This window comes from Anaerotignum sp. (genome assembly GCF_045122575.1).
Classification (GTDB): domain Bacteria; phylum Bacillota; class Clostridia; order Lachnospirales; family Anaerotignaceae; genus Anaerotignum_A.
The window spans coordinates 1-13,243 of sequence record NZ_JBGVHV010000052.1 but is presented as its reverse complement, the minus strand read 5'-3'; the positions used below and the strand labels follow the sequence as shown (position 1 = coordinate 13,243).

Here is a 13,243-nt window from a genome sequence, read left to right as displayed (position 1 = left end):
ACTGGGTCTGGTTGGCAATCACATCGGGGTCATTGATCTGATCTGCCAACTGTCCGTATTTGATTTCAATTTCTGCCAAACGGTCTAACATCAGACTGCCCCCTTTCTTCCCAGTGCAACTCTGTCCAGACCTGCCAGATCCTGCCGCACCTCAATTTCAGTATATCCAAATTCATTCAGTAATTTCTTCAGGTCTTCCCCCTGATCGTAACCGATCTCAAAGAACAGCCATCCACCGTCCACGAGCCATTCTCTCCCCTGTTCCACAATGGCGCGGTAAAAATCCAGACCGTCTTCGCCGCCATCCAACGCGTTCATGGGTTCGAAGTCTTTTACTTCTGTCATCAGTTCTGCAATGTCCTTTTTTGGGATATAGGGCGGGTTGGAAACGATGGCATCCAGTTTGCCTTTCCATTCCGCAGGCAGGTCTGTGAACAGATCACTTTCGTAAAAATCAATGTTGATCTTGTTTTTCGCAGCGTTTTTTGTGGCATAGCCCAATGCTTTGGGGCTGATATCCACTGCCATAATATGTTCAAATCTGCCGTAATGCCCCAGACTGATGGGGATGCAGCCGCTGCCTGTGCCAATATCCAGAATGGACTGCATCGGCTCTGTCTGCTGTTTTTCCAGAATGGTCTCCACCAATACTTCCGTATCTCCGCGGGGGATCAGAACGCCTTCGCCAACGGAAAAAGGAAGACCCATAAATTCCCATTCGCCGAGAATATACTGGGTGGGTCTGCCCTGCTCTCTTTCGGAAAGATAGCCTTCATATACAGCCAGAACCTCCGCGGAAAGCACTTCTTCTCCACGCAAAAATAAAGCCGTACGGTTCAGACCGGCGGCTTTTTCCAGCAGCAGTTCCGCCTCAAAGGCGTAGGCCTCCTTGCCTGCCGCCTTCAGACGCAGTTTTCCTTCTCTTAATGTTTCTGCAATGGTTTTATTCTTCAGGCTCATCTTCCAGAACCCCTTTCATGGCCGCAATGGCACATTCGATCTGGCTGTCATCGGGCTCGGATGTGGTCAGCTTCTGCAGAGCCAGACCGGGCGCGCTCAGCACTCTTACGATAATATTTTCAGATCTGCCTGCCCAGCGCAGCACTTCGTAGGAAATGCCCGCAATGAAAGGCACCAGACAGATTCTTGTGATCAGACGGATGAGAAATACATCGGTTCTGACAAAGAAGAACACCACCATGGAGATCAGCATAACGAACAGCAGGAAGCTTGTGCCGCAGCGTTTATGCAGTCTGGTACAGGGGCGTACATTTTCCACAGTCAGTTCCTTGCCGCTTTCGAAGCAGGCGATGGTTTTATGCTCCGCGCCATGGTACTGGAACACCCGCTGGATCTCCTTCATTTTAGAGATCAGCCACAGATACCCCAGAAAGATACCGATACGGATGAGCCCTTCCACAACGCCCAGCCCCCATGCAGGAACGAACGCCTTGAACAGATTCCCGATGGCAACGGGCAGCACGAAAAACAGCGTCATACCCAGTATCAGAGAAACGAACACGCTGAAATAGATCAGAATATCCGTGACCTTGTCGCCAAATTTATCCATCAGCCACTGTTCGAAAGGAGAGAGCTCCTCATCCTCCCAGCCTTCCCCTGCAATTTCCGCAGAGCGCATCAAAATTTTTGTACCATTCACCAGAGAATCTACAAAAGCCGCCATCCCCCTGAAAATAGGCAGTTTGAACAGCCCTTTATTCATACTGATGACAGGTTTCTTTTCTACAACGATTTCCCCTTCGGGATTTCTTACCGCCAGTGCATATATTTTCTTCCCGCGCATCATAACGCCTTCGATGACGGCTTGCCCGCCGATGGTTGTACATTTTTCAGCCATACCAAAAACCTCCTTTCGAAAAGGATCCTGTCCCTTTCTTTCGACATGGGACAAACGAAATATTTGTCCACTATCGAAAAAAAGGGCAGGAGCATATTGCTCCGCCCTTTGATTTTCATGATTATTTTCTGCCGTATTTTTTGTTGAATTTTTCAACTCTACCGCCAGCTTCCAGCAGCAGTTTCTGGCTGCCTGTGTAGAAGGGGTGGCATTTGGAGCAAACTTCGACTCTGATTTCTTTGTTTGTAGAGCCTGTAACGAATTCGTTACCGCAGTTGCATCTTACTGTTACCTGATGATATTCGGGATGGATACCTTCGCGCATTTTCTTTCACCTCATTTTCAATACTTGTTGATCAATAATCCAATGTTATTTATAGACAACATGGGTATTTTAACACAGTCAAAACATTTTTGCAACTAGAAATCCTTGAAAAAACAACGTTTTTCCCATTTTAAACAGTTTTTTTTCAAATACATTCTCATTTTTCATGGAGACCCAGCGTTTTTTCCCAGACAGGCAGGCGCTCCATGAACTCCTGATTATTTTTCGTCTTGCGCATCAGGTCAAAAAAGCCCTCTGTCATATCGGTGCTGCTCAGTGCAGCCGCCATACGGCGCAGGGCATAATTACATTCCAATTCCGCGGGACTGAAGAGTTTTTCTTCTCTTCTGGTGCCGCTTTTGATAATATCCACCGCAGGGAAGATGCGGCGTTCCGCCATGCGTCTGTCCAGCACCAGTTCCATGTTGCCGGTGCCCTTGAATTCTTCAAAGACCACCTCATCCATTTTGCTGCCGGTGTCTACCAAAGCGGTGGCAAGGATGGTCAGGCTGCCGCCGTTTTCGATATTTCTGGCTGCGCCGAAGAATTTTTTCGGCATATACAGGGCTGCAGGATCCAGACCGCCGGATAATGTTCTGCCGCTGGGGGGAATGGTCAGGTTATAGGCTCTTGCCAGACGGGTGATGCTGTCCAGCAGAATGACCAGGTCTTTCCCCTGTTCCACCATGCGTTTTGCCCGCTCCAGAACCATTTCCGTTACCTTTTTATGATGCTCCGGCTCTTCGTCAAAGGTAGAATATACGATCTGTACATTTTCCCCTTCGATGGAACGCTGGATATCCGTTACCTCTTCGGGTCGTTCGTCGATCAGCAGAACGATAAGGTGTACTTCCTTATGATTTTTTGTGATGGCATTGGCCATCTTTGTCAGCAGAATGGTCTTCCCCACTTTCGGAGGGGCTACGATCATACCCCTCTGGCCTTTGCCGATGGGGGCAATCAGATCAATGATACGGCCGGAAAGTTCATCCTTTTCCGTTTCCAGTCTCAGTTTTTCCTCGGGATAAATAGGTGTCAGGTCTTCAAAGTTCGGTCTGCGGATGGCAAGGAAAGGCGCATCCCCATTGACTGTCTGCACATAGATCAGGCCGCCCACCTTTTCTCCTTCTCTGGGAGGACGGATGATCCCCTTCACTCTGTCCCCTGTGCGCAGGTTGAATCTGCGGATCTGGGCAGGAGAAACATACACATCATTGATGCCGGGCAAACAGTTTTCTGCGCGCAAAAAACCATAGCCATCAGGAAGCACTTCCAGAATGCCTTCTCCCGTTTCTTCAAAAATCTGTTTTTCTCTTTCTGTTGTTTCCTGCGGAATTTCCTCGTTTTTTTCCTGAGAAAAACCAGAAGCAGCTTCCGTTGGTGCATCTTTCTGTTCCATGGATAACTGCTTCGCTTCGATCTTCTCTATCAATTCACTTTTTTTCAGCCCGGAAATGGACTTTAAGCCCATTTCCGCCGCTGTTATTTTCAATTCCGCAAGAGTTTTCTTTTCCAGTTCACTCATGCTCGTTCTCCTCACTTAGTTTGCTGCGGGGATTTTGATCTTGTTACCGGGTTTCAGTGCATCGCTTTCCTTCATGCCGTTGGCATCCAGGATCTTCTGATAATCTGCGCCGTTGCCCAGCTGGCTCTGTGCGATGGTCCACAGAGTATCACCGTCTTTGATGGTGTATTCCTTACCTGCGCCAGTGGATGCATTGCTGCTGTCATCGGAATTGCTGTCTGCATCTTCATCAGCATTGTCACCTTCGCCTGCGCTGCCGTTAGGGTTCTGGATCGCATCCAGTTTTTCTTCCAGCTGCATTTTTTCCAGCTGAATCGCTTCGTATTTTTCTTTGTATTCCTGAGACTGTGTCAGCTGGTTCTGTGCTTCTTCCAGTTTACTGCCCAGACTTACAGTACGGAAGATCAGGAAAATGATCAGGATCAGGCCAACGATACCCAGAATGATCGCCAGTTTGCCTTTGCCTGTACCATAATCGTCATCATCGTAATCGTCATCATACAGACTGTCCAGATGTTCCTGTTTTGCTCTTTCTTCGAAGTCTACATCTTCGTAGCGGGGGCGGTTATCTCTGGGATCTCTGCCCATATTGTGGAAAGGCATTTCTTCTCTTTCTTTTCTTGCCTTTTTGCCGCGTTTCTGAGGTGCTGCTGTTGTCTGCAGAGTCACTTCTTCCACAATTTTAGATTTTCTCTTCGCAGGCATTACGCTCACATACTGGATGCCGTCATCAAATTCGTCATCATTTACTGTAGTTGCTCTGGGTGTGGGCAGATCTTCGGAAACGATACCTGTATTTCTTGCACGACGGGAAACGTAACGAGTAGGGTCGCCCTCCTGCTGAGGTGCTCTGCTCACTTCGTTGATTTCATAGCTTACCTGCTGCATTCTTGCTTCTCTGACTTCTTCCACGTCTTCCCTTCTCTGGGGACGGCGGGAACGATATGCAGTTGCTTCTGCATCATTGTCGTTTTTACCCATCAGGGGGTGAGTCTGCATCAGGATATCCACCACTTCCTTGGGCAGATCTGTATACAGGTCTTCATAGTAGCCTTTATCTGTGTCACTCATACCTTTAGAAGCATTTCTGCTTTCGAATCTTTCATCACTCATGATTCTAACCTCCGTAGAAAATAATCTCAATCTATAAAAACATACAATTTCACGCAATATTCGCATTATATCTTGTTATTTTACAATTTAATTGGCGAAGTGTCAACCAAAGTGGCAGAAATTCAAAGATTTGTAAGAAAGATTTTTCATTTCCAAACAATCAAAAAGCAGACCCTCCGTAATGATTTTTACGAAAAATCTGCTTTTTTCTCCTTCTTTTACTTCACAGAAAGGATGGTATTTACCTCTTCGCTCCGGGGAACATATTCCACCGTAGCAGTGCTGCCCACCTGTTTTTTCATGATTTCCAGATGTTCCTTGGCTTTGCCTTCAAACAGCGCATCACTGCCTTCCAGCATCAGATACCAATAGGTATTTCCTTCGGAAACGAGGTCCTTCATCATGGTGATGGCTCCTGTGATGGTCTGGGCCTTAGAGGTATCCACATTGCTGATGCCGCCATCCGCCATCAGACTGCGGTATGTTTTCTCACACTCTGCCACCGTATCCCCGATGGCTACAATCTGATATTTTTCAATATTGACCATGGCATATTTCTTTACCAGCCCTGCGTTATCCTTCAGAGAAAGGAAGTAAGTGGGTTCGTCGGCAATATTCAGCAAAATGGGGAAAGTAGCCACATAATTCAGATGCTGCACCTGCCCCTCTGCAGAAGACATAGCGGAATATTCCTTTGCCCCGGAGATCTGATAATATTTGGTTTCCTTTGTTCTGGAATTCATCAGCACGAAACCAACGTTGGATTCGTCGCCGCCAATGGAAGTAACGCCGGTATACAGCCACACGTCATCATTCAGGGCAATGTAGTTGTGGCCCTCTGTAGACATCAGACAGCCCCTCTGTCCGAAAATGCTGTTGATGAAACCATTGACCAGCGTGCCATAGTAATCATACTGCTCGATCAGCAGGGAGGAATCATATACCTTATCCACCCACGTGGGGACATCTTTCACATCATAATAGCTGTGTTCCCCTGTTGCCGCATTGATGATGATAGCACCTTTGATATCTGTACCGCCAAAAAGACCGATGGTCTTATCCTCCACAGAGCATACCCAGTAAGGTACCCCTTCATCATTGATTTCGAAGTTATAAGCGCGGATCATGGCTGTGGGATAGCGGAAACGGATATAGCGATTCAGATTTCTGCCGAAATGTTCAAAAGGAGAGATCTTGATGCCCTCATGCAGTTTGATCAGGTCTACATCCTGTGTGGTCATGTCGATTTTGATATAGGCAGGGACGCCCGTGCTGCGGTTGGTGAACCACTTGATGAGGTCGCCATACTGCAGGGGTGTTACGCGGACAGGCTTGCCCTGATAGTTGATCTGATTGAAATAAGGGCTGACTTCGTACTGAGAAACCATATCTACCATGCTGCCCATTTCTCTTTCCGCCAGTCTGGCTGCAGAATCACTGTCCAGAATAGGGATCTGATTATAATTTACCTCATGGATATCGCTGGCAAAATCGCCTGTCTGCACATCCAGCAGTTCTCTGTAGGCTCCCGCCCGCAGGATGGGAGAGGACAGCAGCATCCCCACACCATAGATGGCAACCAGTACCGCAGGAACGATCAGAACCTTTTTTGCTGCTTTGATTTTTTCCGCTTTCTCTACGACCACACCATTTCTTTCCAGAAACAGCATCTTGAAGATGGGCCAGAAATTCAGCACCAACCCCACCAGCACCGCCGCCACAAAGAACATCCAGCTTTCTTCCGCATGGATATTCAAAGCCGGCAGATAGTAGTAATACATGCCCGCCCAGATGAGCAGGGTCAGAACAAATAAAATCGTACGGGATTTTTTCAATTTTTCTTCCTCCGTTCACAGAAAATTCAGAAAAATGGCGGTTTTCTCCTCTTTACATCTTCCCGCCAATTGCATATACTATACTATAAATCCAAAAGATTGTATAGTGAAAATCGGACCGTTTCCCTGAAATCCAAATAAGGGAGTGACCATATGAAAATTGAAAGAATCAGCGAAAATCAGCTGAAACTGACACTGACAAAAGATGATCTGAAAGAAAGAGACATCCGACTGGAAGACCTCATCACGCCTTCCGAAAAAACACAGAAACTGTTCCGCGATATCATGGAACAGGCGCTGGATGAAGAAGACTTCGTTTCCGAAAACACACCACTGATGGTGGAAGCCGTACCCATGGGCACAGAAGGCATCATGATCATCGTAACAAAAGTAAACAACAAAGACAAAAAAGACTCTGCCGACCTGCTGCAGCAGGCGCAGGAAAGCCGCCGCTGGAAAAAGAAACCGCTGGACACACTGGAACATGCAGAAGAAAAAAATTCCGATATCCTGATCTATTCCTTCTCCGCACTGGATGATGTGATCCATGTCAGCCTCCGTCTGGATGGCAGTTTCAAAGGGGAAAGCGGCGTTTATAAAAACGAAGGCAAGTATTTCCTTGTGCTGCAGGGAGATACATACACTGCAGAAGAATCTTCTGCCGAACTGGAACTGATACTGAAGGAATACGGTCAAAAGCACGTTTCCACACCTCTGGCAAAATATTATCTGCTGGAACATGGGGAAACCATCATTGCAAGCAAAGCCGTAAAGGCTCTGGCAAAAACTTTTGGAGCATAAAACAAAAAGAACCCGTAGAGGGTTCTTTTTTATTTCAGATCTTTCTTCCGTTTATAAAAGACTGCCACGATCAGTCCTGCCGCAAAAATGCCGCCGCAGGCCGCCATCTTCGGCAAGACTTCTCTGATCTCTACGGGCTGCTTTCCGCGTTCACCGGGCATACCGGGCTTTCCCCCTGCAAAATCCGGCATTTCTCTGTCAAAGGGAGGCTTTCCGCCGCCGAACGCAGGCATTTCACCGCCAAAATCGGGGGCTTCCCTATCAAAAGCAGGCATCTCGCCGCCAAAAGCAGGCATCTCGCCGCCGAAGTCGGACATCTCACCCCCGAAGTCAGGACCTTTTCCACCCATAAACATACCGCCGCCCTGCATGCTGCCGGTATCAAAGGTCGGTTCTCCGCCGGCAATCTGTGTTCTGATGCTTTCCGCCATATTCACCGCATAATAGACCAGAGAATAGGGATCTTCCGGATCAACAGAACAGCCCTGTTCAAATTCTTCATAGGAATAGAAAGCCGTTGCATCCTGTTTGACATAGGGCGCGATCAGATCATGGATCTCCGTTACCTTCTCCGCCATATATGCTTCTGTCAGATACGTATCTGTCATTTCCTGCAGATACCCTTCGTACATTGCAAGGTATGTTTCATTTGCCAGCAGGGTGTCCACCAGAGGTTTTCCATCACTGCCGCCGAACGCAGGCATGCCGCCGCCAAAATCGGGGGCTTCCCCATCAAACGCAGGCATTTCGCCGCCAAAATCAGGCGCTTCTCCATTAAGAGCTGGCTTTTCGCCGCCAAAGTCGGGCGCTTTCCCATCAAAGGCTGGCATCTCGCCGCCGAAATTGGGCGCTTTCCCTTCAAACGCAGGCATTTCTCTGCCGAAGTCAGGCGCTTCTCCTTCAAAAGCTGGCTTTTCGCCCATTGCAGGCTTCTGTTTCTGTACGCCTTTCTGCTGTTTTTCCGTTCCTTCGGAGATTTTTTCTGTTTCTTCTGTTCTTTCTGCTCCTGCACCGCCTTTTCCGCCGGGACCGCCCATGCCAAAGCCGCCGCCCGGTTCATAGATATCCACCTTGCTGCCGCCAAAGCCGCCAAAGGCCAGATTCAGATCCCAGGGGATCACAGAAAAGACACCATTTTCTTCATACAGATAGTAGTTATGGGTGGTGCCGCCCAGATAACTGTCAAAGTTGGCAAGAGCCACATTTGCCGCAATGTATTTCAGCGCATTTTCAAGATCCAGCACCTCTTCCAGCCCTTCTCCGCTTTCCAGTGCCTTCATCAGGGCAATGATCTCACTGCCATCGGAAGATTCCAGATTTGTTTTCAGATTCAGGTTGGTATAAACCGAAATATCATCGCCGCGATACACAAGGTCAGCCCCTGTGCCGCCCATACCCTCGGGCTTGTAAAGGTCACCCGTGGCATCTGCAAATCTTGTCTGCAGGAAGACTTCGTCCACTGCTTCTACCGCCAGATACAGCCCCCATTCCTCACCATTTACGGTGATATGGCTGTAGCCGCACTGAGGCACGGGAAGCCCCATGTCCGCCATGATCTGATAGCAGATATATTCCCGCATATTGCTGTTATCCGCATAGTTATTATTCAGGCAGAGTTTCCGCAGGCCGTGGTAATTGCCATTATTATCATAATAATCAAAATCCAGCTTGAAACTATACCGATCGGACTCCGAATTTGCAACGGAGGTCAGGCTGGTATTGCCTTTGGTACGGATGGCTGTATTCCCCATCAATTCTCCGTTGATGGTCACATCCGCCCGATAGTATTCCTCCGCCAGAGGGTTTTCCAATAGTTTCTGCCAGTCGGCTTCCTCGATTTCAATGTTGATTTCGCTGACAGTGTCTTCCTGAAACAGATGCGCGCCGTAGGTAAATTTGCCCTTCGGCTCCACATTGCCCATGACGAAATACGCCGCCGCGAAAAACAGCACCACCGCCAGCCCTGCCAGAAGGATCGCCTTATATTCTTTCAGCACTTTCAAGGAGGTTCCTCCCTTCCTTACGCTGCATAATTGCCGTCATAACTTACCATCACTGCAGATTCCACGCCTTCCATCTTGCTGATGGCATTGAGGAATGCCGTATTGCTGTCATTGGGGCGGATCTCATAGATCAGCTCTGTGCCAACGCCGCCTGTGATGGTTTTGGATTTCAGCAGCATTTTTCTGACTTCTTTTTTCAGTACCTCTTCCACAGAACCTTCCTGTTCGCCGTCTGTCAGGCGGATGATGATGAGATAAGGATTATCCTGCTGCTGTCTGTTGGAAAATACCAGCAGGAACACACCCAGCACAGGACAGCCGATCAGTGCCAGAGGCAGGAGGCTTGCACCGCAGAGGATCCCTTCTGCCAGTGCCCAGAACAGGAACACCAGATCCATGGGGTCTTTTACTGCTGTACGGAAACGAACGATGGACAGGGCGCCCACCATACCCAGAGACAGCACCACGTTGCTGGTCACGCCGCTGATGACCAGCGTGGTCACCAGAAGGATGGCGATCAGAGAAACATTGAAACTGCGGCTGTAAAGCACACCACTGTACGTTTTCTGATAAACATAATAAATAAACAGACCGATCAGAAAGGCTGCCCCCAGAGAAAGCAGTGTGTCTGTCAAAGAAAACGTGCTGAAACTTTCCAGAAAGTTGCTCTGAAAAATATCGTTGAATGTTGTCATTTTCATCTCTCCTTTTTATCCATTGATCCTGCAGGCTGCAAATTTGGAATAGGCCTGCGCTTTGTTTTTCGCTGTCAAAATCGTTCTGCTCACCACATCCGGCAGATAATCATCATACTTCACTTCCATGATGCACTTTCCGTCGAGCAGCACAGGCACCGTCGGCACCTCTTTCTGAAAAAACGCCCTCACATTTCTGCTGGAACGCACATTCCTGTCAAAGGTGATGCGCACATTGCCCGGCTCATATAGAAAAGCCTCTCTGCGGTAATCCACAATGACCGAGGGGCGGAACGTTTCCAGTTTCATTTTCAGATACAGTTCCCTTACCAGCGGACGGGCATCCTCCACCATCCATTCCCAGTCATTCTGCAGCAGTCGTTCCACTTCTTCCGCTGTCAAACGACACTGATATTTGTGTCCCAGAGAATATCGCTTGCTTTTTTTCTCCAGCCGAATAAAGGACTGATCGTAATCATAATAACGAATACGGAATTTATCACGAACGGCAACGCCGGAAAGTTTTTCCCGCAGGGCTTTATCATATAAGTTATCAAAATACAAGGAGCGCACCACATATTCTTTTCTGCCGTGTAAATGGCTGTCCCTTTGCATGAAAGCAGACAACCGGGATGCCATCAGCACACTGTCCGCCTCCGTCAGGGCATATTTCAGCTCCTGTCTCCATTTTTCTTTCATCAACCTCATTCACCTCCCATTCTTCACGCTTCCAGTATAAAAAAGGGAAATTAGACCGTACTTATCCGATTGTTAAAAACAGGTAAGACAAAAATTAAAAATTTTTTAAGAATAAAAAAATCCTGCACCCCTTTCGGGGTGCAGGCTCCTTTTCCCGTTTTATACAAACCATTCCGGTTCTGCTCTTCTTTCGTAGAGCTCTTCCAGTTCTTCCTTATGATAAATATAGCCGGGATCATCGTAATATCTCGCCTGAGAAGGACATTTCTTCACGCAGGCACAGCATTTGATGCAGATGCCCAGATATTCCCGCACATTTTCAGGGTTGATGGAACCCATGGGGCAAACCGTTGCACAGATGCCGCATCCGCAGCAATCGTCATTCACCTTGGGTTTTACCTTACGGATATCGATATGCTCCCCATGTCTGTCCTGAGGTTTGAAGTAAGGATGGATGGGGTCATTGCCCTTCACATAGGCAGGGCCTTCATATACCCAGCCGCCCATGAGTTTTTCTGCGATCTTTTCGCCGAATTCCTGCATGCTTGCCAGATCCTTTGCATCGGGTCTGCCTGCAGCCAGTGTTTTGGAGAAGGAATGTTCACTGATGAAAGCACCGCCGGCCACCGTTTTGAAGCCATCTGCTTCCAGAATGTTTCTCAGTTCAATAAGGGCATCGTCAAAGTTACGGTTGCCGAAGGAAACCACAGGCACCGCCAGCGCACCATTACCCTTCACCTTTTCGTTCAGATAAGGCAGCAGCACATTGGGCACACGACCTGCAATGACAGGCGTACCGCAGACAACGATATCCCCTTCGCCAAACACAGCCTCTTTTTCACGCACACCGGGCAGTGTCCAGTCATATACATCCAAAGGCAGATCCAGTTTTTCTGCCAGAGTTTTTGCTGTTGTTTTTACGGCTTTTTCCGTTCCCCCTGTTGGGCTGAAATACATGGCCCATACTTTTTTCATCTCCATAATCACGCCTCCTGTTCCCTTGTGTTACAAAAAAAGTTCTGTTTTCCTCATCATATCTTATTCTTTTCCTTTTTTCAACCTAAGAAAAAGGCGTTCTGAAGTCTTTTCAAAACGCCTTTCTGGTATCAATGAAATTTTTCCAGTGTCTCCCAGACATCTGCCATTTTTTCCACAGTCTGCCCCTTCATCAGTTCCGCAAAGCGGGCTTCTGTATAAGATGTCTGCACCTCGGTGCAGTAATTGCTTTCCGCCAGTTCCTTCACTTCTTCCTCTGTCGGCACGGTTTTTTCTACCGCTTTCAGAATGAAGTATCCCTCGCCGATCTGCAGAGGGCCTGCCACATCGCCGGCTTCCATTTCATCTGTCAGACCAAAGCTGTTTTCCAGATAGGTCTGGTACACCGTCATTTCGCCGCCGTTTTCTGCCGCAGGGTCAATATCATATTCTTCAAACAGAGAAGCGAAATCTTCTCCTTTTTTCGCCCGATCCGCTGCCTCAGCCGCTTTTTCCCCGTCATCCTGCAAAATCGTCTGCAGTTTCAGAGAAGTGTAATCTTTTTTCAGCTGCTCTTTATTGGTCTGATAATAGGCCTCCATATCCCCTGCATCCACGTCACATTCCGCGGCGATCTCCTGATGCACCAGAGTATACAGATAAGAATCTTCCATCAGGGGCTGCAGTTTTTCTGCATCCACCCCCATCTTTGCCAGATCTCCTTCCGAAACGCCGGCCATAAACTGTTCCACCGCCGTCTTGGCTTCTGCCTTCTGTTCCTCCGTCAGGGCAATGCCGTTGGCCGCCGCATATTCTTTGGCAGCGATCACGCTCTGGATGGTGCTGATGGTTCTTTCCTCCACCAGTTCATCGGCGGTCTGTCCGTCAAAATCCATGCTCCAGACATCCTGCCCCGCCGCAGAAACAAAACTTTTTGTGGTGGTGTAAAGATATACCATATATTCCGACCGCATGATCTCCTGATCATTGATCTTCAAAACCGCTTCATCCTTGAAACCGGCACTTCCGCCGCAGGCCGTCAGGCACAGCAGCCCTGCCAGCAGGATCCCCAGCAGTCCTTTCTTCTTTCTTTTCATATATCAAACCTTCTTTCGCAAAAATTTCGTAGTGGCTTTATTATACCCAGAAAGCATCATGCTTTCAATGCTTCAAAGAAATTTTTGATCAGCTGCAGAGGTTTGTCGCCTTCCCCTCTGGCAGGCTTGATGGTCAGATAAGGATTTGCGCCGGCGGTGAACAGATATTTCCCCTTGGCCGCCGCGATCATCTGCATCAGTTTCCCTACGTCGATATTGGGCTGGGGTCTGAATTCCAGCAGGATATTCCCATGTTTCTGGGTGATGGAGGTAATGCCCATATCATGGGCTTCCGCCTTCACCAGCACCACTTCCAG

General features: G+C 48.2%; 13 protein-coding genes. 1 reads left to right on the top strand and 12 read right to left on the bottom strand.

Features of this window, described 5'->3' with window-relative positions; all coding sequences use genetic code 11:
- Positions 1-90: 90 nt before the first annotated feature.
- The 6 genes from prmC to ACJMLT_RS02390 all read right to left on the bottom strand — a co-directional run bounded on the left by prmC (position 91) and on the right by ACJMLT_RS02390 (position 6,656).
- Complete coding sequence (gene prmC, locus ACJMLT_RS02415; RefSeq protein WP_405726036.1) at positions 91-960, bottom strand: peptide chain release factor N(5)-glutamine methyltransferase; 870 nt, start codon at positions 958-960, stop codon at positions 91-93.
- Positions 944-1,858: a DUF1385 domain-containing protein gene (locus tag ACJMLT_RS02410; RefSeq protein WP_405726033.1), complete on the bottom strand. Its 915-nt coding sequence runs from the start codon at positions 1,856-1,858 to the stop codon at positions 944-946. The genes prmC and ACJMLT_RS02410 overlap by 17 nt, the downstream gene beginning before the upstream one ends.
- A gap of 121 nt (positions 1,859-1,979) precedes the next feature.
- Entirely contained in the window at positions 1,980-2,183 is a 204-nt protein-coding gene (gene rpmE / locus ACJMLT_RS02405) for a 50S ribosomal protein L31 (RefSeq protein ID WP_405726030.1), read from the bottom strand.
- Positions 2,184-2,340: 157 nt separating this feature from the next.
- The gene (gene rho, locus ACJMLT_RS02400; protein WP_405726027.1) at positions 2,341-3,708 is read right to left on the bottom strand and encodes a transcription termination factor Rho; all 1,368 of its coding nucleotides are present in this window, start codon (positions 3,706-3,708) and stop codon (positions 2,341-2,343) included.
- Between the two features lie 15 nt (positions 3,709-3,723).
- Positions 3,724-4,821 carry a LysM peptidoglycan-binding domain-containing protein gene (locus ACJMLT_RS02395; protein ID WP_405726024.1) on the bottom strand — a complete coding sequence of 366 codons (1,098 nt, stop codon included), beginning with the start codon at positions 4,819-4,821 and terminating at the stop codon, positions 3,724-3,726.
- A 218-nt stretch (positions 4,822-5,039) separates the two neighbouring features.
- Positions 5,040-6,656: a CvpA family protein gene (locus ACJMLT_RS02390; RefSeq protein ID WP_405726021.1), complete on the bottom strand. Its 1,617-nt coding sequence runs from the start codon at positions 6,654-6,656 to the stop codon at positions 5,040-5,042.
- A 153-nt stretch (positions 6,657-6,809) separates the two neighbouring features.
- Here ACJMLT_RS02390 and ACJMLT_RS02385 point away from each other — a divergent pair, with 153 nt between their 5' ends.
- Positions 6,810-7,457, top strand: coding sequence for an adaptor protein MecA (locus tag ACJMLT_RS02385; RefSeq protein ID WP_405726018.1), 648 nt, complete (start codon positions 6,810-6,812; stop codon positions 7,455-7,457).
- 29 nt (positions 7,458-7,486) lie between these two features.
- On the opposite strand, the gene ACJMLT_RS02380 is transcribed toward ACJMLT_RS02385, so the two are convergent.
- From ACJMLT_RS02380 to ACJMLT_RS02355, 6 genes are all read right to left on the bottom strand, one after another.
- Complete coding sequence (locus ACJMLT_RS02380; RefSeq protein ID WP_405726042.1) at positions 7,487-9,454, bottom strand: CotH kinase family protein; 1,968 nt, start codon at positions 9,452-9,454, stop codon at positions 7,487-7,489.
- Between the two features lie 23 nt (positions 9,455-9,477).
- Complete coding sequence (locus ACJMLT_RS02375) at positions 9,478-10,155, bottom strand: DUF4956 domain-containing protein (RefSeq protein WP_405726015.1); 678 nt, start codon at positions 10,153-10,155, stop codon at positions 9,478-9,480.
- A gap of 15 nt (positions 10,156-10,170) precedes the next feature.
- A complete protein-coding gene (locus tag ACJMLT_RS02370; RefSeq protein ID WP_405726039.1) occupies positions 10,171-10,854 on the bottom strand; it encodes a polyphosphate polymerase domain-containing protein in 684 nt (227 codons plus the stop codon).
- Positions 10,855-11,013: 159 nt separating this feature from the next.
- Entirely contained in the window at positions 11,014-11,835 is an 822-nt protein-coding gene (locus tag ACJMLT_RS02365) for an EFR1 family ferrodoxin (protein ID WP_405726012.1), read from the bottom strand.
- Between the two features lie 125 nt (positions 11,836-11,960).
- Entirely contained in the window at positions 11,961-12,926 is a 966-nt protein-coding gene (locus tag ACJMLT_RS02360; RefSeq protein ID WP_405726009.1) for a peptidyl-prolyl cis-trans isomerase, read from the bottom strand.
- Positions 12,927-12,982: 56 nt separating this feature from the next.
- Positions 12,983-13,243, bottom strand: a 261-nt coding sequence (locus tag ACJMLT_RS02355) for a hypothetical protein (protein ID WP_405726006.1), incomplete at its 5' end; no start/stop codon positions are given.

Excerpts from the sequence above, each read along its gene's own strand:
- ACJMLT_RS02395 (WP_405726024.1), bottom strand. The coding sequence starts at position 4,821 with ATGAGTGATGAAAGATTCGAAAGCAGAAATGCTTCTAAAGGTATGAGT.
- rpmE (WP_405726030.1), bottom strand. The coding sequence starts at position 2,183 with ATGCGCGAAGGTATCCATCCCGAATATCATCAGGTAACAGTAAGATGC.
- ACJMLT_RS02375 (WP_405726015.1), bottom strand. The coding sequence starts at position 10,155 with ATGACAACATTCAACGATATTTTTCAGAGCAACTTTCTGGAAAGTTTC.
- ACJMLT_RS02410 (WP_405726033.1), bottom strand. The coding sequence starts at position 1,858 with ATGGCTGAAAAATGTACAACCATCGGCGGGCAAGCCGTCATCGAAGGC.
- prmC (WP_405726036.1), bottom strand. The coding sequence starts at position 960 with ATGAGCCTGAAGAATAAAACCATTGCAGAAACATTAAGAGAAGGAAAA.
- ACJMLT_RS02370 (WP_405726039.1), bottom strand. The coding sequence starts at position 10,854 with ATGAAAGAAAAATGGAGACAGGAGCTGAAATATGCCCTGACGGAGGCG.
- ACJMLT_RS02365 (WP_405726012.1), bottom strand. The coding sequence starts at position 11,835 with ATGGAGATGAAAAAAGTATGGGCCATGTATTTCAGCCCAACAGGGGGA.
- rho (WP_405726027.1), bottom strand. The coding sequence starts at position 3,708 with ATGAGTGAACTGGAAAAGAAAACTCTTGCGGAATTGAAAATAACAGCG.
- ACJMLT_RS02385 (WP_405726018.1), top strand. The coding sequence starts at position 6,810 with ATGAAAATTGAAAGAATCAGCGAAAATCAGCTGAAACTGACACTGACA.
- ACJMLT_RS02360 (WP_405726009.1), bottom strand. The coding sequence starts at position 12,926 with ATGAAAAGAAAGAAGAAAGGACTGCTGGGGATCCTGCTGGCAGGGCTG.